This is a genomic window from Penaeicola halotolerans (assembly GCF_016464625.1).
GTDB lineage: Bacteria > Bacteroidota > Bacteroidia > Cytophagales > Cyclobacteriaceae > Penaeicola > Penaeicola halotolerans.
On sequence record NZ_JAEAGO010000001.1, the window covers coordinates 428,722 to 453,167 of the forward strand.

A 24,446-nucleotide genomic window follows, 5' to 3' on the forward strand; every position below is an offset into this window, starting at 1 on the left:
TACGTATCATAACATTAAATGAACAGACTTCACAACCTAGATTACCTAAGAGGAATAGCAGCATTTAGTATCATGATATATCATTACCTTTCATGGTCTTATGGTAACTTTTCATCAGAACATTTTATGGGTAGGGTGGGAATTTATGGAGTTTCTGTATTCTATATATTAAGCGGTTTGACCTTAAGTCACGTCTATGCAGAAAAATTAAATTTATCTTCAGAGGGAATATCTATCTTTTTTAAGAAAAGGATATTTAGAATTTTTCCATTATTATGGTTAGCGTCTATTGCAGCTATTATTTTAAAACAAAAATCACCCGAACTTATTGATGTCTTTTTGACACTTACGGGTCTTTTTGGCTTTTTTACTTGGGATACCTATTATGCTACAGGAGCTTGGTCTATTGGTAATGAGTTAGTATTTTATGTATTCTTTCCTTTCTTTATATACATTCTTAGGCGAGGTACACCACTTATTTTTGCTTTAATAATTTTATTTTTCTGTTTACATACCTACTTTGCCTACGTTATTTTAGATGAAAATAATTCCTTATCATCTCAATGGAGAGATTATGTCAATCCTTTGAATCAGATATTTTTATTTTTGGGAGGGATGTGTATCAAATCGATTTTTGATAAGTTAGATTTAAAAAATATTTATGCTTTCATCCTTATTGTGATAGCATTACTTGGGTTTGTCTGCTATCCAGTTTCAGGTGATACAATTCATTTAATTACAGATGTGAACAGATTGTTTTTTACAGGTATTTGCTTTACTCTCTGTATTGGTTTTTATAAGCTTACCTACACTGCTCCTGTTTGGCTTCACAAACCTCTGGCAATACTAGGAGAATCAAGTTACTCTTTATACTTATTGCATGCGATAGTTTTTAGTGTTATATCTTTCATATTAAATAGATTAGACATAAATAATAACTTTTTTGACAGATATTTGGAGATTAGAATAGCATTGTCTGTAATAGTTTCCTTGTTTGTAAGTTTTCTCTCTTACAATTATTTTGAAAAGTATTTCATGAGGTTAGCAAGTCGTAAGGGTTAATTCATAAAAGCATATTTATTTTTTAGAGACGCGATTCATCGCGTCTCTTTTTATTTCCATCATATCGTAGAGACGCCCTAAATGGGCGTCTTTTTTTATTTTAGGAAATTAGATCACTTTTGTATCAGACCGTTTCATGAACCCATGCCCTTTTTGTTACCCTCCCATGGGTGATAGGCCATCCCTATAGGAGGTAAATGCGACCCGCTTCCTCCCTTCAGGAGGGAGGCCGTCCCTTTGGGAGATAAATATGACCCATTATGGGTCTAGAATGGCAGTGTAAACTAGCATATTGTTGCCAATCCAAGCAAAATCTCAGTGAAATTACCTCCCGAAAAAGTACAAATGATATTTTACATTTTTAAAAGGCTCAAAACTTTAACTATTGGTAGAATCTGTGGTATTTACTTGATGATTCTCCGACTCATCCTAGACTTTCCCCAGGGTTATCCTCGACTCTTCCTCGACTCTTCCTCGAGTATACTTCGACATTATTTTTTCAGAGACCCTTTGCGGTACCTCTAAAATGGCGTTTTTGGGGAATTCATAGAATACCATGAATTCTTAAAAAAAGGATAAAAATATAAGATTTTGAGAGGTTTTTCAGTATCGTTAAATTGATGCTATTTATGGCGTCTCTAAAAAAGGACAATAAACATCTAATCCTACACTGTCTGCGACCAGCTAACCTCGTTCGTACATAAGCGCGCTACTTCGAGACCCTTCGTACCTCAGGGTGACAATGCAGACGGGGTGCCATTTAATGAAAATACTTAATGTTATTAACTATTCTTGAAATGCTGATTTGTTGGAAAATGCCACTTTTGTCATGCCGCACATGAGGCATCTCGGACTACTGTGGCTACTGACCTACTACCACCAGCTGGTCGCACCTGCCTCCCTTAGGGAGGAAATGCATCGGATGAAACGATAAAGGCCTGAAAGGTCGAAATAAAATAGCATAGGGTGAAGCCCTATGTATATGTGATTTCGTTACAAACACTAGCCCTGTAAGGGTGTAACAACTACTTGCCGTAATATGCATCGGATCATACGATTTGTTTTGTTTCGCACTTTCAGCGCTTGAAATAAACTGTACCTTAATTATATCACAGGGCTTCACCCTGTGCTGATTTGTCTTGCGCCTTCAGCGCTGTATCGTTTGCAACGTCATCCTCCCTTAAGGAGGCAGGGGCGAGGGCTTGACCCGAAGCCATCTAGGTGATCATCAACTCATCACCCATAACCCATCACTCATAACTTATCACCCATCACCCCTCACTCTCTGACATTTCTACGCAAAAAAAGAGACAGTCCGTATACAGACTGCCTCTCAAAAAATAAGTGGTGTAAAAAATTAGGGGATTTTTACCACATTAGCATCCAAGATGACTGCTGTTTGAGCCAAAGCTCTGCCATCTAGGCCGGCACCAGTTTCTAGAGTGATACCTGTTTTAGAGAGTATCACGCCCTTCATCTGGGCAGTAGTTCTGATCGTTACTTCACCAGCTACTTGCCAAAATATATTTTCTACATTAGCCCCACCACTCAAAGTGATGCTAGTAGCAGCACTCATCGTCAGGTTACCAGCTATTTGGAAGATCCAAACATCAGTAGCACTACCTGAAAGCGTCATATTGGTAGGGATGATCACATTATTGGTCCATTTGTACACACCTGGTACGAGTGTTTTACCACCTAGGTCTCCCGCATGGATCTCTACAAAATCAGGTGATGTACGATCCGCAGCATTGTTATAGGCCGTATTCATATTATCAACAGCTGTCGTTAGATTAGATGGAGTAGGAGTAGACATATCTGCTGCATAGACTCTACCTACCACCTGTGATGAAGTAGCAAAGCTGATATCATCTACTAAGTCAAAGCCTGTGATGTATGAAGTAGCTGCAGGACTGAGGGCTACATTGCCAGTGATAGCGGAAGTAGGGCTATTGGTAATAGCAGTCTTTGCTAGGATCACATAGTTACCAGAGGTACCCAGATCTACAGGTTGTATAGCGGCAGCATTACCTCCAGTAGTGAATGTCCACGAGTAACTTTCAGCCAATGGCACACCTGCGATATTTTTTGCAGAGACATTGACCGTAGCAGTATATAGCGCTGCGGCAGCTAGACTTTGTGTAGGGGTAAAAGTAGCCGTTCTGTCTTCATAGACTAAAGTACCTGCCACATTAGTATTGCCCTGTCTTAGGGTAAAAGTATTGCCAGCTAGGGTAGAAGCGGCCATGTCTTCATCAAATGTAAAAGAGATCGTTGCGTTTCTCTCCACATTGGTGTCATTGCTATCTGGTGTAGTAGAAGCTACATTAGGAGCATTGGTATCATTATCTTCATCATCTTTACATGCTGTAAAGAGCATACTGGTAGACAAAACTAACAGCATCATGATTTTGGTGAATTGCGTCTTCATTTTTTCTTTGTTTAGTTGCCCGTTACTGGCGGACTATCGAGTATTCACTAGCAAAATATAAGTGGGTGCTCGGTCTAACAAAGGTGAGGAGGAAGCTTGCCTGATGTATTACACAATGAATAGCATTTGTTACATAAATCACAGATTTTCCAAACTTCCTTTCCTTTTCTCTTTGAGTTGCTTGTAATAGGAGGGAGAAAGCCCTGTGATTTTTTTGAATTGATTAGAAAGATGGGCTACACTACTGTAATGCATTTTAAAGGCGATTTCTGAAAGATTCAGTTCATTATAGAGTAGCAGCTCTTTGACGCGTTCGATCTTATGGAGGATGATATACTGCTGTAATGTCATGCCTTTGACTTCTGAGAAAATATTGGCTAGATAAGTATAGTCATACTGTAGCTTTTCGCTGATGTAAGTAGAGTAATTCGTCTTAGGGAGTTCCTCAGAGTGATGGATGATATCGATCACCGTATTTTTGATCTTTTCTACCAGTATATTCTTTTTGTCTTCCATGAGCTCTAGGCCTGATTGTGAGAGGATGGTAGCGAGTTGATTGATTTGCTCAGTATTGATCTCTTGTGGGATTTCTATAGTGCCTAGGTCTACGAGGGCATGATCTATATTCATGCGTTTTAGTGCTTCGCTGACAACAATTTTGCAGCGTTGACTCACCATATATTTGATGTATAATTTCAATTGAAGCACAGTTTAATGAAAAAAAATAAGGCCAACTAGCTCTAAAAAGAGTATAATTAGATGGCTTCTTTGAAACGCTTTTTGCGCAAAACCTTATAAAAGGTAGGACTCAAACCAGTAACTTTTTTGAACTGGTAAGCTAAAGTAGACCTGTTCTTAAAACCAAGCTTTACGGCTAAGGCACTTAAGTTGAGGTCTTCATATATTAACTTTTCTTTGACCACTTCTATCCGACTGATGAGGACGTAGTGATCCATAGAGATGCCCTTCACCTCTGCTATCAAATGCGTGAGTTTTTGATAAGATTCGTTGACTTGTTTTTCGATCAACTGGGGGATGATGTCTGGGGACGGTGCTACCGTCTTATGCAGCAGCTCATCTAAGGTAAGGTCTATGGCTTCGAATAATTGACTTTTCTCTTTATCGAGCAGGACCATCCCTGATTTTTTAAGTAAGGAGGTGAGTGTTTTACGGTCTGCAGCCTTTAGGTCCTTTGCTAGCTGTATCTGTCCTTTGCCAGAGACGGCATTTGGATAGCCTAGATCTGCTAGTGCCTTTTTAGCAATAGAAGTACAGCGCATACTGACCATATATTTGATGTAAAGTTTCATGTGTGGCTTAAAAAATCCCTAGGCTGGACGAATAGTGGAAAGGTGAATGCCTATGTGCTGTCAAAATTAGACAGAAGTAAGGGGAATTCAAGCTATTATCTCATTTATTATTGATTTTCAGTGTTTTAAAGGTCTTTCTCAAAGAAAATTTCAAGGTTTAAATAGCTATTTGTAGGTGAGCTAATGAAATGGTGGAGACCATAAGATGTTGGTAGGCATCTTATAGCCCATGGTTTAAACCGTGGACTATGTAGACATCTGATCCTAACTGTTTCAACGGTTTTAATAGATGGATATTCGACCCGCTTTCTTCCCTACGGGAGACAGGCCTTCGTCTCAGGCTTGCCTACCTCTTTTGGTGGGGTGACAAGGCTTGCTGGGTACGTCATCCTCCCTCTGGAAGGTAAACCATCCCTTCGGGAGGCAGGGGTGAGGGCTTGTCCCGTAGAGACGGCCATTTATGGCGTCTCTTTCTAATATACAATCGTAGAGACGACCTACAGGGCGTCACCGTTGATGGTCATCATCCTATCATTCATGTATTCGTGGCTAAGCATTCTGCTACAAATGAATATTTCTCCCTATTAATTAGATGAACCCAAATCTTTGGGATAGTATCTCTTGCCTTAACAGATCCTTTTGCGATAGAGGAATTTTTTAAACAAGCAGCATTGACGCTCAGTGCCATTTGCTTGACCGTCACTGTAAAAGACCGCATCTCTTTCTCTCCATTTCCATGAAAATATCCCAAAATAGCTTAAATTCGCAAGCGGAATGATGGTGCATATACTTGTGCCAAATCGCCTTTTGTTCAAAAAACCCAAATATATGTCAACTGTCAGTACGGAAGTTTACAAACCCAAAAATCACATCAGAATAGTCACTGCGGCCTCCCTTTTTGATGGGCATGACGCTGCGATCAATATCATGAGAAGGATCATTCAAGCCACTGGCTGTGAGGTGATTCACTTGGGTCACAATCGCTCTGCTCAGGAGATCGTAGCCTGTGCTATCCAAGAAGATGCCCAAGCAATTGCGATCACTTCTTATCAGGGTGGTCACGTAGAGTTTTTTAAATACATCCATGATCTACTAGCAGAGAAAGGTTGCGGTCACGTCAAGATATTTGGCGGTGGAGGCGGTACCATCCTTCCCGAAGAGATCAAAGAACTACATGCTTATGGCATCACCCGCATCTACTCGCCAGATGATGGACGCGCTATGGGTCTCCAAGGCATGATCAATGACCTCATCGAAAAATGTGACTTCCCCGTGGGTGAAAAACTCAATGGAGAGATCAAGCACCTGACAGAAAAAGAACAAAAATCTATCGCTAGGATCATCTCTGCTGCAGAAAACTTCCCTGAACTCTCTAAGCCAGTCCTCACAGAAGTTAGAGAAATGGCTACGAAAGTGAAAACTCCTGTGCTCGGTATCACAGGTACGGGTGGGGCGGGTAAGTCCTCTTTAGTAGATGAGTTGGTTAGAAGATTTTTAATTGACTTTAAAGATAAAAACATTGCCATCATCTCAGTAGACCCATCCAAGCGTAAGACGGGTGGTGCACTCCTAGGAGATAGGATCCGCATGAATGCCATCAACAATGAGCGCGTGTACATGCGTTCTTTGGCTACGAGACAGTCCAACTTGGCCCTTTCTCGCTATGTGCAAGATGCCGTGGAGATCGTCAAGGCAGCCAATTTTGACCTGATCATTCTAGAGACTTCAGGGATCGGCCAGTCTGATACAGAGATCATCGAACACTCTGACATGTCCCTCTATGTGATGACGCCAGAATATGGGGCGGCCACACAGCTAGAGAAGATCGACATGCTGGACTTTGCTGATGTCATTGCTCTCAATAAGTTTGACAAAAGAGGCGCCTTAGATGCCCTAAGAGATGTGAAGAAGCAGTACAAGCGTAACCACAACCTCTGGGAGATAGCAGATGAAGACATTCCTGTCTTCGGTACCATCGCTTCACAGTTCAACGATCCAGGGATGAACCGCCTCTACAAGGCTATCATGGATACCTTAGTAGCCAAGACAGGTGCAGACTTGAAATCTAACTTTACCATCTCTAATGAGATGTCGGAAAAGGTCTACATCATCCCCCCAAATAGAACGAGATACCTCTCTGAGATCACAGAGAACAATAGAAATTATGATAAGTGGGTTCAAGAGCAAGCGCAAATCGCCCAGAAGCTCTACAGTATCCAACAGGCCAAAGAGGCCATCAAAGGCACTAAAGTAGCCGATGCAGACAGGCTGATCAAAGAACTGGAGGAAGTCTATGAGCAAGTGGCTTTGGACTTAGATCCTCGCAACATGAAGCTACTCGAAGAATGGCCAAGCAAAGTGCAACGCTACAAGGATGAATACTTTGTCTTCCAAGTGCGTGGCAAAGAGATCAAAGTCAAGACTTTCCACGAATCGCTTTCACATAGCAAGATTCCAAAGGTCAGCTTACCAACTTATGAGGCTTGGGGTGATTTATTGAAATGGTCTTTAAAAGAAAACGTACCAGGTGAATTCCCTTATACAGCTGGGGTATTTCCATTCAAGCGTGAAGGAGAAGATCCTACCCGTATGTTTGCGGGAGAGGGTGGTCCTGAGCGTACCAACAAGCGTTTTCACTATGTTTCTAAGGAATTACCAGCCAAGCGTCTTTCTACGGCCTTTGACTCAGTGACGCTCTATGGAGAAGATCCTGATTACAGACCAGATATCTATGGTAAAATCGGTAACTCAGGCGTGAGCATTTGTTGCTTAGATGATGCTAAGAAGCTTTACTCTGGCTTTAATCTAGCCGATCCTTTGACGTCCGTATCCATGACGATCAACGGACCTGCTGCCACTATAGCGGCCTATTTCATGAATGCTGCTATCGACCAACAGTGTGAGTTGTATATCAAAGAAAATGGCTTAGAGAAAGAAGTAGAGGCTAAAATAGCTAAGATTTATAAAGAAAAAGGGGTGCCACGTCCAGTTTACAATGGGACTTTGCCAGAAGGCAATGACGGACTGGGACTGATGCTTCTCGGAGTGACAGGTGATCAGGTATTGCCTCAGGATGTCTATGAGCAGATCAAGGCGAATACTTTGACCAAAGTCAGAGGAACGGTACAGGCAGATATCTTGAAAGAAGACCAAGCACAGAACACTTGTATCTTCTCTACGGAGTTTTCTCTTCGTGTGATGGGAGACGTGCAGCAGTACTTCATCGACCACAAGGTGCGTAACTTCTACTCGGTATCCATCTCTGGCTATCACATCGCAGAGGCAGGTGCCAATCCGATCACACAGCTGGCCTTGACTCTGTCTAATGGCTTTACATTCGTAGAGTACTACGTGTCTAGAGGCATGCACATAGACCAGTTTGCACCTAACCTATCCTTCTTCTTCTCCAATGGAGTAGATCCTGAATATGCAGTGATTGGACGTGTAGCGAGAAGAATCTGGGCCAAGGCCATGAAGCTAAAGTATGGGGCGAATGAGCGCTCTCAAATGCTCAAGTACCACATCCAAACATCTGGTAGGTCACTACACGCACAGGAGATCGACTTCAACGATATCCGTACGACATTACAGGCGCTTTATGCCATCTATGACAACTGTAACTCACTGCATACCAATGCTTATGATGAGGCAATCACTACGCCTACTGAGGAGTCGGTGAGACGTGCCATGGCCATTCAGTTGATTATCAATAAGGAGCTAGGTTTGACCAAAAATGAAAACCCGATCCAAGGGGCTTTCATCATAGAGGAATTGACTGACTTGGTGGAGGAAGCTGTTTACGAGGAGTTTGATCGCTTGACAGAGCGTGGAGGCGTACTCGGTGCGATGGAGACCATGTATCAGCGTGGCAAGATCCAGGAAGAAAGCTTGCACTATGAGATGCTCAAGCATACAGGAGAGTTTCCGATCATTGGGGTCAACACTTTCCTATCTTCCAAAGGTTCACCTACTGTCACGCCAGGGGAGGTCATCCGTGCGACTCAAGAAGAGAAAGAGCAGCAAATCCAAACAGTACAAAACCTGCACAAAGGAAATGCGCAAATGGCGGAAGAGTGGTTGCGCACTTTGCAGCAGCGAGCGATTCAGAATCAAAACATCTTTGAAGCATTGATGGAAGCCGCTAAGTACTGTTCATTAGGACAGATCACCAATGCCCTCTTTGAGGTAGGTGGTCAGTACCGTAGAAATATGTAATCAACAACCGCATCTCTTCAGTCTATGAGGAGATGCTTCTTATATCCATACCATGATCCAAAAGAAGGTAAACGTTCGCATGAAGGCCGACTATGAATGGGAGGCTATCAATGAAACTGGCAATGCTGTATCCATAGATATGTATGCAGGTGCAGAGAAGAAGGCGCAGTCACCCATGGAGCTTTTGCTATCGGCTGTCTCAGCCTGTGCCGCAGTAGATATGGTACAGATGATGAAGAAAAAGCGTAGGACGGTGCAAGACCTTCAGATAGAGACGGTGGGCAATCGTCAGGAAGACTATCCGCAGTATTACCAATCAATTCACATGCATTTTGTACTCTTTTCACCTGATGCTACTGCTGAGGAGTTTGAGAAAGTTGTCAAACTATCAGTGGAGAAATATTGCTCTGTATCGGCTTCTTTGCGTTCAGAGATCACTTTTAGCTGTGAGGTAAAGGCATGAGAGTCGTCAGAGAGTTGAGCAAAGAGGATATCAAAATCACTATTTTCAATTGGAATAGTAAGTACCTCCTCAAGTTTGAACAGGGGATGATCGAGCAGACGTATAAGGTCAGTGAGTTTGATGTGATCTCGGATGAAGATTTGGATGCAGTCATTCAGGATTCGGATTTTTGGGAGGGGGTCAAAAAGCGTTTTGATCAAATGCACCAAGATTTGAGAAATGTCATGATCAAAATTTAGTATTTGGTATTTTTCAGCACTTTTATTACATTTCTGCTATACAAGGTAGATATGCGTAAACTTTTCTTTTTTGCAGGGGCTTTTCTATTCTTTTCTTGTGGTGAAAACCTTGACAATGAATCGCTTATAGCGGAGCAATCCCTTCGTGTCGCCCAACTGTCTGAGGATATCTCTAAAGATTTTCTCGCCATGGAATCCCTCATGCAGCAGTTTCAGACAGCAGTATCTTACTGCTATGAAAATCAAAATGATATCTTAACACAAGTGGATGCTTCAAGCTACAAATTATCCGACTCCGGTATCATGTATAAAGATAGTATCGCTGACAATGAGGCTGCGCTTTATGTCAGTGGGGTGGTGCCCATCACGCCAGCAGTCAAGCGTGCAGTATATTTTACAGAAGCTTTGGATAGTACCATTGTCCGTTTGGTCAATAGCAGTCCAGTAATCGTGCAGGCTTACTACAATGACGCCAACTCTCTCAATAGAATCTATCCGCCTTTTGATGTGCTCTCTCAGTATGAGCCTAAAATGGATATCCCCTCATACAATTTTTATTATTTGGCAGATGAGACTAATAATCCAGAGCGTAAGATCGTTTGGGTTTCCGAGCCATACATCGATCCAGCAGGAAGAGGATGGATGGTTTCCTGTATAGGGCCTGTCTATCATGAAGACAAAATGGTGGGCGTGCCAGGACTAGACCTGACGGTAAATGCGATAGTAGATAAATACCTCAAAGCGGCAACTGACGTAATCATATTAGATCAAACAGGTACTGTAGTAGCGGCATCAGAAAAAGCCCTCAATCTATTCTCTTTACCACCGCTCATCAATCATCGCTACTCAGAGACGATCAAAAGTGATAGCTTTAGAAAGGATGACTTTAATCTGAAGAATAGTAAAAGTAGGGAGATCAGAAATGTGTTTGATCAAATGCAAGATGGGCAGGAAAGTGGGCGTTTTACGGAGAATAATAAAGCTTATGCCTACGTCATGAGTAAGATATCTCTCTTAGGCTGGTATGTAGTCGGTGTGCAAGAACTCAAATAATCATTGAAAAAGGCTAGAGAAGTATTTAGGCGTTATTGGCTACTGTTTTCGGTGGTGCTATTGCTCTTGGTTGGCATGATAGGGCTATCTATTTATTTTTTCCGAACCCTTGAAGATAATCTTGTAAAGTCTAGCACGAGTTTTTTGACCAATCAATCTCAGATCTGTGCAGATGCTTCGGCAAGGCAGTTTGATTTGTTTCTAGATGAGCTCCAGTTTATAGCCAACGACTTTTCTCCATCTAATAGTAAACTAATTCAGGAAGACGAGTTGAGGCTCAAGCGTCTGATGAAGCGCTACCTGAGCTTAATCGACTCTGTAGTGGTATTACAATCACAGAATTTTAGTGCTTACGGGATCAATTCTACCAATTATATCTCGGAGAAATTTGGTGCTACTACCTCGAGCGTGGAGGAGATCAAAGCTTCCTTAAAGGCCCGAGACCCACAAAACTTCATTTTGACCCGTGTCATTACCGATGAGGCAAAGCGTTTTGAGGGGGTGATGCTGTTGAGTTTGAATCCTGTAAATTTCTTGCAGGAAGAGTTTAACAAATACTATATCGGAGAGCGAAGCAGTAAAATCATCTGTAATCCCAATGTTTCAGATGAGGAAGCTTCTTTTATGATTACTAATCAGTTGACAGATTACCGACCATCTGAAGAGCTTCGTGAGCTCATCAAAACAGATATTTTAAATGGACTAAAGGGGCTCAATAAAGGTAGTTTTGATTATCAAGGAAAGAAAGTGACCGGTTATGCTGCCCATTTTCCGGTTACCTTTTATGAGGTAGGAGCACGTTATGGGGTGGTGTTTATTTATGATGAAAAGGGCATCCTAGACACTGTCAATGAGAGTTTCTACAGTATCATCATCATGGTGAGTGTGATCATATCTCTCATTCTATCTTTATTTATCTACTTTTTTTTAAGAATCAGTCGCGCCAATGAGCAACTGACCCAAAAGACCAATGACCTAGATGACCTAGTGCGCAATCAGCGTCTCCTTTTGCAGCATTCCAATGGATTCATCTTCCGCCATGACCAAGACGGTAACATGCTTTTTGTGTCCGATGACTTGAAAAATATCTTGGGCTATGAGCCAGCGGACTATCTGGTCAATGATAAAAAGTACCTCACCGATCATCCGATCAATAGGATCATCTTTGACGAGGAAATGCAGACTGGCTTTAAGAAGGGGCAAGAGTTCATGGGTTATATGGTCGAGATGCGCCACCGAGATGGTCATCCAGTGATGCTAGAAGTCTTAGCCAGACGAATGGGCGATCTGACTAGAAAGCAGTATCAAGTCTTAGGTGTCGCCAAGAATATTACCGAAAAGTACCGAGCTGAGCAAGATCTCATCGCTAGTGAGTCACGCTATAAAAATATCCTCAATAGCTTACCTGATATTATTTTCCTCAATGACAAAGAGGGGAGGTACATTGACTTCCACGTGCCAGAGGGTTTTGATCTGTATGAAAAGCCAGAAGAGTCTATAGGTAAGACCCTGCTCGATGTGCTCCCATTTCCGATCAATGTCAAATTAAATGAGGCATTCATCAAAGCTTATGATACTGGTAAACTACAAACAATAGACTTTAGCTTACCGATCAAGGGTGTCAATCGCTACTTTGAGGCGCGCTTTATGAAATTGGATGATGATCGTGTGATCACTATCTCTAGGGATATCACGGCTAAAAAGCTTTGGGAAAATGGACTCAAAGAAGCTAAAGAAGCTGCTGAAGCTGCCACTAAAGCCAAGTCCGAATTCCTAGCTACCATGAGTCACGAGATACGTACCCCAATGAATGGACTCATCGGGATGATCAGCTTACTTGAGGAAACGCGTTTGGATAAGATCCAAAGGGACTTTGTGGATACTATGCGACTGAGCGGGGAGTCATTACTCAACATCATCAATGACATCTTGGACTTCTCTAAAATAGAAGCTGGTAAACTACATTTTGATGAGAAAACTATCCTGATACATAAGTTTCTAGAGGAGAGTGTGCAGATCATCAAGGTACAAGCTGATAAGAAAGGCATCGAGATGAGCTTAGAAATGGATCCTCAGGTGCCTTATGTGATCAAAACTGACCCTACAAAGTTGCGTCAGATCCTTATCAACTTACTGGGTAATGCGGTGAAGTTCACAGACAAAGGATCAGTCAGACTCAAAGTATCTCTTGATTCAAAAATAGAGGATAACCTCATCTTACTTTTTGAAGTGATTGATACAGGGATTGGTATTCCAGAAGATAAGTTGGATAGACTCTTCAAAGCCTTCTCTCAAGTGGATTCATCCACCACTAGAAACTACGGAGGAACTGGGCTAGGTCTAGCGATATCGGCTAAGCTGGCGGAGTTTTTAGGAGGGGGCTTCCAAGTCAAAAGTACACCTGGAGAGGGAAGTGTTTTCTCTTTTAGTATCATAGGTACTGCTGTATCAGAGAGTGAATGGGAGCAAGAGCAGCCTGTAGAATTGGCCACAGAAGAGGGGATGTTCTCTGATAAATATCCATTCAAGATACTTTTGGTAGAGGACAATGCTATCAATCAAAAGCTCATGGTTACCATGTTTCAGCACTTAGGCTATCAAGTAGACTTGGCTGAAAATGGTAAAGTAGCTACTGAGAAAATGCAACAGTCATTGTATGACCTTGTCTTTATGGACTTCCAAATGCCTGTCATGGATGGTATAGAAGCTACTGAGTTTATTCGTAAATCATTGAAGCTAGATACTTTTATAGTGGGCTTGTCAGCTAATATATTTAGAGAAGAGATAGACAAGGCCAAAGAGGCAGGCATCAATGACTACATAGCCAAGCCTATCAAGATTCAAACCCTTAGAGATAAGCTTATTCAGTATATGAAGCTGTTAGGTCAACAGTCATAAAAAAAAGCTATCAGATTTCTCCGATAGCTCTATTTCTATTTTTTTAGATATTGATTACAGTGGTGTATTGATATCAAATGCCTCTAGATAATCGGCTACTCTTCTGACAAACATGCCACCCAAAGAGCCATCTACTACTCTGTGATCATAAGAGTGAGAAAGGAACATCTTGTGTCTCACTGCGATGACATCCCCTGTTTCCGTTTCGATAACCGCTGGTTTCTTCACGATAGCGCCTACTGCCATGATTGCGACTTGTGGTTGCATGATGATCGGTGTACCCATCACATTACCAAATGAACCTACGTTTGAGACAGTGTATGTGCCTCCGCTGAGATCATCTGCTGTGAGTTTATTGATTCTAGCACGGTTGGCTAGGTCATTGACTTGTTTAGAGATGCCCTTCAAGTTGAGTTGATCCGCATTTTTGATTACAGGCACGATGAGGTTTCCAGATGGAAGGGCTACTGCCATACCCACATTGATTTGCTTTCTCTTGATGATCTTATCTCCATCCACAGAGATATTGATCATTGGGAAATCCTTGATCGCCTTAGCAATGGCTTCGATGAAGAAAGGTGTGAAGGTGATCGGTTCGCCCTCTTTTTTCTTATACTCATCTTTGACTTTGTTTCTCCATAGTACAATATTGGTCACATCAGCCTCTACGAATGAGGTCACGTGTGGAGAGATACGCTTAGAGTCCACCATTCGCTCAGCGATCATCTTGCGCATACGATCCATTTCCATGATTTCGTCACCTGCATTGATCGATACACTTACTTTAGGCGCAGGTGCCGCTGGAGCTGCTGTACTTGTAGTTGTAGGTGCTTTTGTGCTTGTAGCGTTTCCTCTGTTTTTGAGGTAAGCGATGATATCATTTTTAGTGACTCTATTATCCTTGCCAGTGCCAGGGATAGTCTCGAGTTCAGACATGCTGATGTTTTCCTCTTTAGCGATGCTCATGACTAGAGGAGAGTAGAATCTAGCGCCTTTTTCATTTCTAGGAGCATCTTCTTGCATCACTGCAGCGGTGAGACTTGGATTGACAGAAGCAGCGACTACTTCTTCTTTAGGACTAGGCTTTTCACTTGTGGCCTGAGGAGCTGCTGTGCTAGCGGCAGCATCAGTCTCTATTATCGCGATAGGAGCGCCTACTGCGACTACATCTCCTTCATTTGCAAGAATTTCTTTGAGTACGCCTGAATGTAGGGCAGGTACTTCTGTATCTACCTTATCAGTAGCTACTTCTAGTACAGACTCATCTTGTTCGATCGTATCACCTACTTTCTTCAACCAAGTGAGTACAGTGCCTTCCATGATGCTTTCACCCATCTTCGGCATCAACATTTCTACTAGTGCCATATCTTATAGATTATTTCTAATTATGCTAAATGGAGAAATTTAATTCTAAATCTCACCATAAAAATATGTGTATTTAAAATTTAATGCAAGTTGTTGTTCAATCTTTGTCTCAATAAATTTAAGACAGACACTCCAGTGAGCTGTATATTGAGCATTCTGTCTTTTGTGAGCATTAATTTTTTGGCAAACGTTTGCGTACCATCGGCTACTGCTATCCAGACGGTTCCGACAGGTTTTTCTGCGGTACCACCATCAGGACCAGCGATACCACTGGTAGCTATACCATAGGTAGTACCAAATAGTTCTCTGACACGGGCGGCCATCTCTGATACGGTCTCTTCACTTACTGCCCCATGCGCTGCTATGGTAGATTCTGCTACTTTGAGTTGATTAATCTTGTGCTCGTTGTGGTAGGGGAGTATGCTGCCTCTAAAATAGGCTGAACTACCAGGAACTGAGGTGATCATGTGGCTCACATAGCCTCCAGAGCAGCTTTCAGCAATAGCCAAGGTTTCTTGATTGGCCATAAGCCTCTGGCCAATATGCTGCTCTAAAGTCTCCAAATCAAAGCCATAGGCATATTTGCTGATCAGTGGCCATACTTTGTCTATTTGCGCTTGAACGTCCTTAGATAAAAGCTTTTCATCAGTGCCTTGAGCTGTCAGTCGCATCCTGACTAGTCCGGGACTTGGTAGATAAGCTAGTTTGATGTGCTGTGGCAGCGCATCTTCCCAATCTGAAATGAGATCTGCTAGAAATGATTCTCCTATACCTACGGTTTTGATGGTCTTGTGATAAATGACAGGTGTATCAAATGTCTCCTTGATCATCGGGATCACATAGTCTGTCATGAGGGCTTTCATTTCATAAGGTACCCCGGGCATTGACATCCAAGCTTTGCCATTTTCATAAAACCACATGCCAGGAGCAGTACCCATTTTATTGGGGATATAGGTGCATTTGGTAGGGAGAACTGCTTGCTGTCTATTCAATTCGGTGAGCTCTCTGCCTCTTTTTTCGAAGTATTGTCTGACTTCTTCAAGTGCCTCAGGCACCATTTCCATTCCACAGTTAAAGTATTGGGCCAGTAGGGGCTTGGTGAGATCATCTTTAGTAGGACCGAGGCCTCCTGTGATCAGGATGATGTCTGCGCGTGACTCTGCTTCCTTGAATGCCGTGAGCATATCTTCTGCGATATCCCCTACAGTGGTTCTCCTGACTACTCGCACCCCGATCTTGTCGAGCTCGGCACTCATCCACTGTGAGTTGGTATCTAGTATCTGGCCATAAAGCAATTCATCTCCAACGGTGATGATTTCAGCTTTGATTGTGCGCATCATTGGGTTTATTTGGGTCTATAAAATCTGTCGCTAATATAGTGATCTTTGTGCTGAAGCTACTTGTTTGCTTAAGTGACTTTCATTTTTCTCAGGATTTTGGAGAAAAGTGTAGGCACCCACCTTTTGAGGTAAACGCCCATGATCTCTTTACCACCGATATAGACTTCTTCTTTGTTTTTAGCGATGGCAGATAGGATATGTTTGGCACAGGTCTCAGGGCTCATGCCATTGGCTTGGGCTTGATCCATAGTGTTTTGCTTTTCTCCCTTTGCCGTAAGGGCATTGACAGAGACGTTGGTTTTGATGAAGCCTGGGCAGATCATCGTTACTTTCAGACCATCTGCATAATGTTCGGCTCTGTAAGCATCAAAGAAGCCATGGAGTGCATGCTTGGAGGCGGAGTAAGCAGACCTCAATGGTGTACCAAACTTACCTACTAGGCTCGTGATGGTAGCGACATGACCACTTTTTCGCTCGATAAAGTGTGGTAGCAATGCTTTGGTCAGGGCTATGGTGCCAAAGTAATTGATTTCCATGATCTGTCTATCTACACTGGCTAGCGTTTCTTTGATGAGAGATCTTTGACTGATGCCTCCGTTATTGATCAGGATGTCTACATGACCAAAAGCTGCAATGGCTTCAGCTGTTTTATCAGGCATGTTTTCTTGCTTTGCTAGGTCAAGTGGGAGAATATATACTTTCTCTTGATGGTCACAAGTAGCTTGTACGCGGGCTAACTCATCGGCTCTTCTGGCCGATATGATGATATGGGCGCCTGCTGCACTACAGGCTTGTGCAATAGCTTCTCCGATCCCTGAGGAGGCTCCAGTGATCCAGATGACACTGTCTTTGATAGCGGTCATAGTCAAACTATTTTTTGGTAGTAAACAAAGTACATGTCATGAGGATTTTTATCATCCTTGGGGTGAAAAGTCCTACTGACTTCTTTCCACTCTTGTCGATCTATCTTGGGGAAGTAAGCATCTCCTTCGAAGCTTTCCTTTACTTCAGTGATGATGAGTTCATCCACTAGAGGAAGTGCCATTTTGTAGATTTCCGCGCCACCGAGTACAAAGACTTTCTCTAAGTCTTTCTGCTCACAAAGTGAGAAAGCTTCCTCCAAACTGTGCACTACATGGTGTCCCTCTGGTACAGTATAATCTTTTTGTCTAGTGATCACCACAGAGGTTCTATTGGGTAGAGGCTTACCCATCGACTCAAAGGTCTTCCTACCCATGATGATATGATGACCTGAGGTGGTTTCTTTGAAATGCTTAAGATCTTTGGGTAGTTTCCAAATCAAGTCATTGTCTTTCCCGATCACTTGATTGTCTGCTACTGCGACTACGATTGATTTTTTCAAGAGGCTTGTTCGTTTTCTCTCAAAGATAAGAAAAGCAAACAAATGGCCTTGGTAAATCTCGTAGAATTGAAATGCTATCAGGCCTTTTTTAGGGTGATGACCGTGATCTCAGGCCAAATACCTACTCGTCCTGAGAAGCCTAGAAAGCCAAAGCCTCTGTTGACATAGAGGTATCGATCAGCATGTTTGGCCAAGCCAGCCCAGTTGGGATATCGGTACTTAGAAGGACTCCACCTAAAGCCAGGTATCTCTATACCAAACTGCATCCCATGTGTATGACCTGACAGTGTGAGGTGAATTGGATTTGGATTGTTCTTGACTTGTTCATCCCAGTGGCTAGGATCATGGGAGAGGAGCACCTTGAAGTCTGTATGGCTCGTATCAGCTAGTGCTTTGTGTAATTTGCCTCTTTCACCGAAACCTTTACCCCAGTTTTCTACTCCGAGCAATTGTATGTGTTGGCCGTCTTTTTCTATTTTGATGTTTTCATCTAATAGCAGACGAAAATCCATTTTAGCATGATTAGACTTGAGTCGATCTAAGTTGGCTTTCTTTTCAGCCTCACTATTCCAAGCGACATAGTCTCCATAGTCATGATTTCCCAAAATGGAAAATTGGCCATAAGGTGCTTTGATCTCTGAAAAAGCATCTATGTATGGTTCGATTTCAGTAGCTACATTATTGACGATGTCTCCTGTGAATACAAAGAGGTCTGAGTTAGCTTCTTTGATTAGGTTGATGCCTCTTTTGACTTCCTCAGGATCATCAAAGCTTCCGCTATGGACATCAGAGATTTGAGTGATCGTAAAGCCATCGAAGGCCTCAGGCAAATCTTTGAAACTGATTGTCTCTCGGATGACTTTGTAGTTATACTTGCCCTTAGTGACACCATAGAGAAAGGAAGAAAAAGGAATCGCAGCCAATGCCAAACCTACTTGTGAGACGAATTTCCTCCTTTCAGGCATCCAATTATCAGCTTTGGGTTTTTGGTAACTGTTCCATGCCGTCTCTACTAGACGAAACATATCTTCACCAAATAGGACAAGGATAAAGACCAACTTGGTCACTACAAGTGTTAAGAAGGTGTTGAATGCCCACTTAGAAAATGTAGAAAACTGTCTATCTGGCCCGATACTCAGGAATGCATAGATGACTGCTGCCAAGAGAATAAAGTATCCTAGCCAGTGTCCTACGTGGATGACATTTCGTGCGAAGGGATTGAGTGTACTTGTCAGCGTCTTGATTCCCTGAAAGACATAGTAGTCGATAAGAAAAAGAAAGACTGCCAAGATAAAAAATGGAAGAAGATTCACGTTTAAGCGCATTTTAAAGTCGAGTAATTAGATACTTAAACTCAAAATCGGCTTAAAAGGATTCCTATAGTCTGTATTTAATTATTGACAATAAGTGGCTAAGTAATTAGCTGCTTCTGGGTGATTGAGTTGCAAGGCTCTATTGAGGTCAGCACAGCCTAGTTCTGGTTCGCTGAGTTTCGCATAGGTTATCCCTCTTCTAACGATGGCATCTACATGATTTGGATCTTGTTTGATCACATGATTGAGGTCTGTCAATGCCCAGTTAAACCAGTTTTTATTCATGAAACAAACAGCTCTATTGTAGTATGCACTGATGACATTTGGTCTTTTTTGGATAAAGACATTAAAGTCACCGATGGCATTGGGATCACCATGCTTAGCTCTGCTGAGTCCGCGATAGTAGTAGACCAAATCATGCTCGGAATTGATCTCCATGGCTAGGGAAAACATTTCTGTGGCAGTCTTAAAGTCATCTCTTTTGAGCGCTGCTCTACCTAGCATATAGTATCCATCAAAGCCTGTTTGGTCAAATCGGATGGCATTGAGAAAGTCACGCTCTGCTTTTTCCCAAGATTCGAGCTTCCAGTGCGTGTTTCCTCTGCCCATGTAGGCTTTGCCATGACGGGCGTCAAGTGATATGATCCTATTATAATCTTCAAGTGCTTCTTTGAGCTCTCCAAGTTCTTCATGTGCTCGTGCTCTGTAATAAAGCGCATTGATATCATCAGGGATCACAAAGAGCACTTTGGAAAAAAGTGAAATAGCTTCTTCGTATTTCCCCTCGAAAAAATACTTCTCCGCCTGATCTTTCTGAGACTGACAGGCAGAGAAGCTTAACAACCATAAACCAAAAACAACTAAACGAATTGACTTCATGTCTTATAACTTTTCACTAAACTATCTATTTAGTTTTAAGTATCCAACTAAACTATAAATTATTTAATGAAAATTTTAATTTTCTTCCTCTCCAAAAAGTGTGGTGAGTTCTACTGCATCCAGACCTTGTTCTCTGAGGTATCTTCCAAAAGAAGCAGTACTTCCATGAGTGAGATACACACGATCAGCTGCTGTTGCTTTGATGGCGGTATTGAGTCCAGGCCAGTCTGCGTGGTCAGATAGGACAAAGCCTATATCAGCAGACTGACGTCTCTTAGCACCTCGTATGCTCATCCAGCCTGAGCAGACTGCTGTTCTGTAGTTGCCAAACTTCTTCATCCAAGAAGTGCCCATAGCATTGGGTTGCGCTATGATGATACTGCCTTTGTAGTCATTTTTATCTACCTCTTGACCTGCTTTCTCGAAGTCGGGTAGGATCAAGCCATCTGTTTTGAGGGCTTCATTTGTAGCAGCGATTGTAGGGTGAACGAAGATTTTTCCTTGCTCAGGATTGAGTCCATGAAGTATCCTTTGTGCTTTGCCTAGTGAGTAGCCAAATATCACAGAGGCTCTATTTTCTTCTTGATTTTTGGCCCACCAGCGATGGATGTCAGCAAATACTTTCTCCTGAGGTTCCCACTGATAGATAGGAAGTCCAAAGGTGCACTCAGATACGAAATGGTGGCACTTGACGGGTTCAAACGGTGTGCTCAATCCATCATCATAGGTTTTGTAGTCTCCAGAGATCACCCATACTTCACCAGCATATTCTAGTCTTACTTGGGCAGAGCCAGGGATATGTCCTGCTGGGTGTAAGCTGATCTTTACGCCATTGATGTGTATAGGTTGATCATAGGCCAAGCTTTCTACGCTGATATCCTTTCCCAATCGGAGTTTGAGGACTGATTCGGATGCTTGATGTGCCAGATAGGCTTGACTGCCCCAGCGTGCATGATCTGCATGGGCATGTGTGACGATGGCTTTGTCCACACCTCTCCACGGATCGATATAGACATCAGCTTGTTGACAAAAAAGTCCTTTTTGGGTGAGTTCTATTAGTGCCATGAAATTATTAAGTGTGAATGCATAAAATTGTTCGTATTTTAGGAGTTATTCTAAGGAATAAAATAATGAAAATTATTAAGCTTTTGCTTTGTTCAGTCAAGGTAGCCTGTTAATTTTCGTTTTCGTTCACCGACCAGCCGAATAGCCCGTATAATGAATAGAATTTTATCAGGATTATTATTTAGTCTGCTTTTGTTTACTTCCTGTGTTTCTAATGATCGCTTGATCTACTTGCAGAATTTACCGGGCAAAGAACCTATTCCTCTTGATTCTTTGATCACCTATCAGCCAGCTGAGTATAGACTCCAGGTCAATGATATCATTGATGTCAAAATCAATACGGCTAAGGAAGAATATCAAAATTTATTTAATATCAATGATGCTGGTGCTGCTGCTAGAGCAGGTCAAGGGGGTGGTGGAGATATTTACTACCTCACAGGCTATACGGTAGATAAGCGTGGAGATATAGAGCTGCCGGAGATAGGTAAAGTCAATGTAGTAGGTCTGACGCTTGAAGAGACTAAATTGAAAATAGAGGAGTTGGTAGGAGAGTTTGTGACTAAAAACACTTTCGTTTCAGTTAGATTAGGTGGGATCAGGTTTAGTGCTTTTGGAGAGTTTAATTCTCCTGGTCAGTACGTAGCGCTTCAAAATAGAGTTACCATCTTTGAGGCAGTAGCAAGGGCGGGTGAGTTGTCTATCGTGGCTAAGCGTAACAAGCTCATCGTGATCAGACAGTATCCTGAAGGTTCTCGTATCCATGAGGTGAATTTATTGGATAGGAATATCGTCAATACGCCTTTTTACTTTGTGCAGCCTGGTGATCAGCTGTATGCAGAACCTATGAAGGTAAGGGAGATTGGTTCGGGTATCACAGGCTTGCAGACTTTGCAGCTGACGGTGACTACCATTTCAGCGGTTTTGTTGATCTTGAATTTGGTTAGAAATTAATTATGAGTAATAAAGAATATACATATCCGCAGGTACCCTATCCAATGCCGAATGATGTCATGCCTCCCGAAGAGGAGTCTATTGATATCAAAGGGATCATTTTTAGGTTTTTAAAGTACTGGCCATTTTTCTTGCTCAGCATTGTGGCTTCTCTAGCGATTGTGTGGTTTTATCATAGATATACAGCCCCTAAGTACACGGTATCGGGCACACTGATGATCAAAGAGGAATTTGCCAATGGTGGTATCGCCTCTGGATTTATCGAGGGTACGGAGCTTTTTAATAATACGCGTAATATTGAAAACGAAATCTTCATCATTCGTTCTAAGAGCTTAGCGGCTCAGGCATTGGATAAAGTCGATTTTGATGTTACTTATTTTTCAGAGGGGACTATCAAAAGAAATGAGCTCTATCAAGATGCTCCCTTTGAAGTGGAGGTAGACTGGACACATGCGCAGTTGACAAGAGGGGAATTTAGGATCGAACCGATCAATGACAATCAGTTTAGACTCAGAGAGGGTGAAAAAAGCTTTAGTAATTACGGAGGATTAGATAGTGTCAATCAACTTTCACCCACCAACGTAAATCTTTATGAGACTACATTCAATTATGGTGAGTGGATTGAAAATAGACAAGTTAGGTTTAGGATCACTAAAAGGGGGAATATTGAAGATGACCGTTTTTTATTTACATTAAATGATAGAGAAAGTCTCATTGAGCTCTACAGCAGGTCTGTAGGAGTGAAGCAAGTAGGTACTTCAGGTTCTATCCTAGAGTTGAGTATAGAGACGAGTGTGATTCCTAAAGGAAGAGACTATCTCAATACGCTAATGGAGACTTACATTCAGAATGAATTGAATGATAAAAACCAAGTAGCGGCCAACACCATTCGGTTCATAGATTCACAGCTAGGAGGTATCACTGACTCGCTCACGCGAGTAGAGCAGACACTTGAGGACTTCAGGGTGAATAATAAGACGATTAACCTTAGTTCGGAAGGTCAAGCGATTTTTGGTAGGTTGATTCAGATAGAGGAGCAGCGATTCCAAGAAAAGACAAAGAATGAGTACTATAGAACACTCCTGAAGTACATTCAAAATACAGAGGACTTATCCAAAGTATTTGCCCCATCAGTAGTCAATGTCAATGATGAATTGCTCAATTCTCTAGTGACTAAATTGGTAGAGCTGAATAATGAGCGTATCAATCTGGGCATGAATACTCTGAGAAAAAACTCTGCTATAGAAGAGAAAGAAACTCAGATACAAGCGACTGTTCAGACACTGACAGAAAATCTTAATAATTTGATTACCAACTCTGAGATCGAATTACAAAAGATCGCTCAAAGGATTACAGAAGTAGAAAAGCAATTGCTTAAAGTGCCACCTACCGAGCGTAAGTTGGTCAACATAGAGCGTCAGTTTAACCTCAATGAGGGACTATACTTATATCTTCTGCAAAAAAGAGCTGAAGCGGGGATTGCTCGTGCCTCTAATGTAGCGAGTAATAAGGTGGTCGATTATGCCAAAAATGGTCTTTTAATATTTCCTAAGAAAGAAGTCAATTACCTGATCGCTTTAGCTTTGGGATTGGTGTTACCGATCATTTTGATTTTCCTTAAAGAGTTTTTTAATACCCGAATAGAAGATCAAAAGGAACTGGAAAAATACATACAGATACCGATATTGGGTATCGTAGGACATAGCTCTAAGCGTGGAAATCTAGTAGTACTAGACAATCCAAAATCCTTAGTTGCTGAATCATTTAGATCACTCAGAACTAACCTGAATTATATCTCTGCTGATAAAAAGTCGAAGACAATCCTCGTGACTTCATCAGTCAGTGGTGAGGGTAAGACCTTCACTTCTATCAACTTAGCTTCGATATTTGCTCTGGGAGGGAAGAAGACCATACTTGTAGGTCTAGACCTTAGAAAGCCAAGAATCTTTACAGATTTTGGATTGGAGAACTCTGTAGGTATGACTAATTACTTGATCAATCAGGCTAAAAAGGAGGACATCATCTTGAAGTCTAACTATGATAATCTAGACTTGATCGCTTCTGGTCCAGTGCCACCCAACCCCGCAGAACTTTTGCTTAATGGAAAGCTTGAGGTGCTTTTAGAGGATTTGAAAAATACCTATGATATCATCATCCTAGACACCCCACCGATGGGCTTGGTATCAGAGACATTGGATCTTATGAAGTATTCTGATGTTAACCTATACATGGTAAGGCAGCATTATACCCTTCGTGGACAGCTAGGACTTGTCAACGAACTCTATGAGAAGGGTAGTATCCGTAACATCTATGCGCTTTTCAATGACTACTCACAAAATGCTGGTAGCTATGCTTATAACTATGGTTATGGATACGGCTATAAGTATGGTTACACTTACGGTAGTCAGTATAGTGGAGGTTATTATTCGGATGATGAGGACGCTAAGACCCCTTGGTATAAAAAGATATTTAGAGTTTAAGTAATCAATCTGGAGGAGG

The 24,446-nt window shown here is 42.0% G+C and carries 18 protein-coding genes; 8 read left to right on the plus strand and 10 right to left on the minus strand.

The annotated features are described in order from the left end of the window. Positions 1–18 precede the first annotated feature (18 nt). Positions 19–1,062, plus strand: coding sequence for an acyltransferase family protein (locus tag I5349_RS01930; protein WP_226389039.1), 1,044 nt, complete (start codon positions 19–21; stop codon positions 1,060–1,062). Between the two features lie 1,357 nt (positions 1,063–2,419). On the opposite strand, the gene I5349_RS01935 is transcribed toward I5349_RS01930, so the two are convergent. From I5349_RS01935 to I5349_RS01945, 3 genes are all read right to left on the minus strand, one after another. After that, the gene (locus tag I5349_RS01935; RefSeq protein WP_226389040.1) at positions 2,420–3,493 is read right to left on the minus strand and encodes an ice-binding family protein; all 1,074 of its coding nucleotides are present in this window, start codon (positions 3,491–3,493) and stop codon (positions 2,420–2,422) included. 138 nt (positions 3,494–3,631) lie between these two features. Continuing rightward, complete coding sequence (locus I5349_RS01940; protein WP_226389041.1) at positions 3,632–4,192, minus strand: helix-turn-helix domain-containing protein; 561 nt, start codon at positions 4,190–4,192, stop codon at positions 3,632–3,634. Positions 4,193–4,248: 56 nt separating this feature from the next. Next, entirely contained in the window at positions 4,249–4,803 is a 555-nt protein-coding gene (locus I5349_RS01945; protein ID WP_226389042.1) for a helix-turn-helix domain-containing protein, read from the minus strand. Between the two features lie 828 nt (positions 4,804–5,631). Here I5349_RS01945 and I5349_RS01950 point away from each other — a divergent pair. Genes I5349_RS01950 through I5349_RS01970 form a run of 5 tightly spaced genes read left to right on the plus strand, consistent with a single transcriptional unit; the run spans position 5,632 to position 13,671 of the window. Beyond that, entirely contained in the window at positions 5,632–9,018 is a 3,387-nt protein-coding gene (locus I5349_RS01950; RefSeq protein ID WP_226389043.1) for a methylmalonyl-CoA mutase family protein, read from the plus strand. A 52-nt stretch (positions 9,019–9,070) separates the two neighbouring features. Continuing rightward, positions 9,071–9,481, plus strand: coding sequence for an OsmC family protein (locus I5349_RS01955; protein ID WP_226389044.1), 411 nt, complete (start codon positions 9,071–9,073; stop codon positions 9,479–9,481). Further along, positions 9,478–9,720: a hypothetical protein gene (locus I5349_RS01960; protein WP_226389045.1), complete on the plus strand. Its 243-nt coding sequence runs from the start codon at positions 9,478–9,480 to the stop codon at positions 9,718–9,720. The genes I5349_RS01955 and I5349_RS01960 overlap by 4 nt, the downstream gene beginning before the upstream one ends. 51 nt (positions 9,721–9,771) lie before the next feature. Further along, entirely contained in the window at positions 9,772–10,773 is a 1,002-nt protein-coding gene (locus tag I5349_RS01965; RefSeq protein WP_226389046.1) for a PDC sensor domain-containing protein, read from the plus strand. A gap of 3 nt (positions 10,774–10,776) precedes the next feature. Continuing rightward, on the plus strand, positions 10,777–13,671 hold the full coding sequence (locus I5349_RS01970; RefSeq protein WP_226389047.1) for a PAS domain-containing hybrid sensor histidine kinase/response regulator: 2,895 nt from the start codon (positions 10,777–10,779) through the stop codon (positions 13,669–13,671). Positions 13,672–13,725: 54 nt separating this feature from the next. On the opposite strand, the gene I5349_RS01975 is transcribed toward I5349_RS01970, so the two are convergent. The 7 genes from I5349_RS01975 to I5349_RS02005 all read right to left on the minus strand — a co-directional run bounded on the left by I5349_RS01975 (position 13,726) and on the right by I5349_RS02005 (position 20,996). Beyond that, the gene (locus I5349_RS01975; protein ID WP_226389048.1) at positions 13,726–15,036 is read right to left on the minus strand and encodes a dihydrolipoamide acetyltransferase family protein; all 1,311 of its coding nucleotides are present in this window, start codon (positions 15,034–15,036) and stop codon (positions 13,726–13,728) included. A gap of 80 nt (positions 15,037–15,116) precedes the next feature. After that, positions 15,117–16,373 (minus strand): competence/damage-inducible protein A, encoded by a 1,257-nt coding sequence (locus I5349_RS01980; RefSeq protein ID WP_226389501.1) that lies wholly within the window; start codon positions 16,371–16,373, stop codon positions 15,117–15,119. Positions 16,374–16,444: 71 nt separating this feature from the next. Next, complete coding sequence (locus I5349_RS01985; protein WP_226389049.1) at positions 16,445–17,239, minus strand: SDR family oxidoreductase; 795 nt, start codon at positions 17,237–17,239, stop codon at positions 16,445–16,447. Between the two features lie 2 nt (positions 17,240–17,241). Then, the gene (locus tag I5349_RS01990; RefSeq protein WP_226389050.1) at positions 17,242–17,739 is read right to left on the minus strand and encodes a dihydrofolate reductase; all 498 of its coding nucleotides are present in this window, start codon (positions 17,737–17,739) and stop codon (positions 17,242–17,244) included. 77 nt (positions 17,740–17,816) lie between these two features. Beyond that, the gene (locus tag I5349_RS01995) at positions 17,817–19,052 is read right to left on the minus strand and encodes a metallophosphoesterase (RefSeq protein WP_226389051.1); all 1,236 of its coding nucleotides are present in this window, start codon (positions 19,050–19,052) and stop codon (positions 17,817–17,819) included. Between the two features lie 81 nt (positions 19,053–19,133). After that, positions 19,134–19,931 (minus strand): tetratricopeptide repeat protein, encoded by a 798-nt coding sequence (locus I5349_RS02000; protein ID WP_226389052.1) that lies wholly within the window; start codon positions 19,929–19,931, stop codon positions 19,134–19,136. 75 nt (positions 19,932–20,006) lie between these two features. Further along, positions 20,007–20,996, minus strand: a complete 990-nt coding sequence (locus tag I5349_RS02005; protein WP_226389053.1) for a ligase-associated DNA damage response exonuclease — start codon at positions 20,994–20,996, stop codon at positions 20,007–20,009. Positions 20,997–21,149: 153 nt separating this feature from the next. Here I5349_RS02005 and I5349_RS02010 point away from each other — a divergent pair, with 153 nt between their 5' ends. Both I5349_RS02010 and I5349_RS02015 read left to right on the plus strand, forming a co-directional pair. Next, positions 21,150–21,947, plus strand: coding sequence for a polysaccharide biosynthesis/export family protein (locus I5349_RS02010; RefSeq protein ID WP_226389054.1), 798 nt, complete (start codon positions 21,150–21,152; stop codon positions 21,945–21,947). Between the two features lie 2 nt (positions 21,948–21,949). Continuing rightward, on the plus strand, positions 21,950–24,427 hold the full coding sequence (locus I5349_RS02015) for a GumC family protein (RefSeq protein WP_226389055.1): 2,478 nt from the start codon (positions 21,950–21,952) through the stop codon (positions 24,425–24,427). The last annotated feature ends 19 nt before the right edge of the window (positions 24,428–24,446 follow it).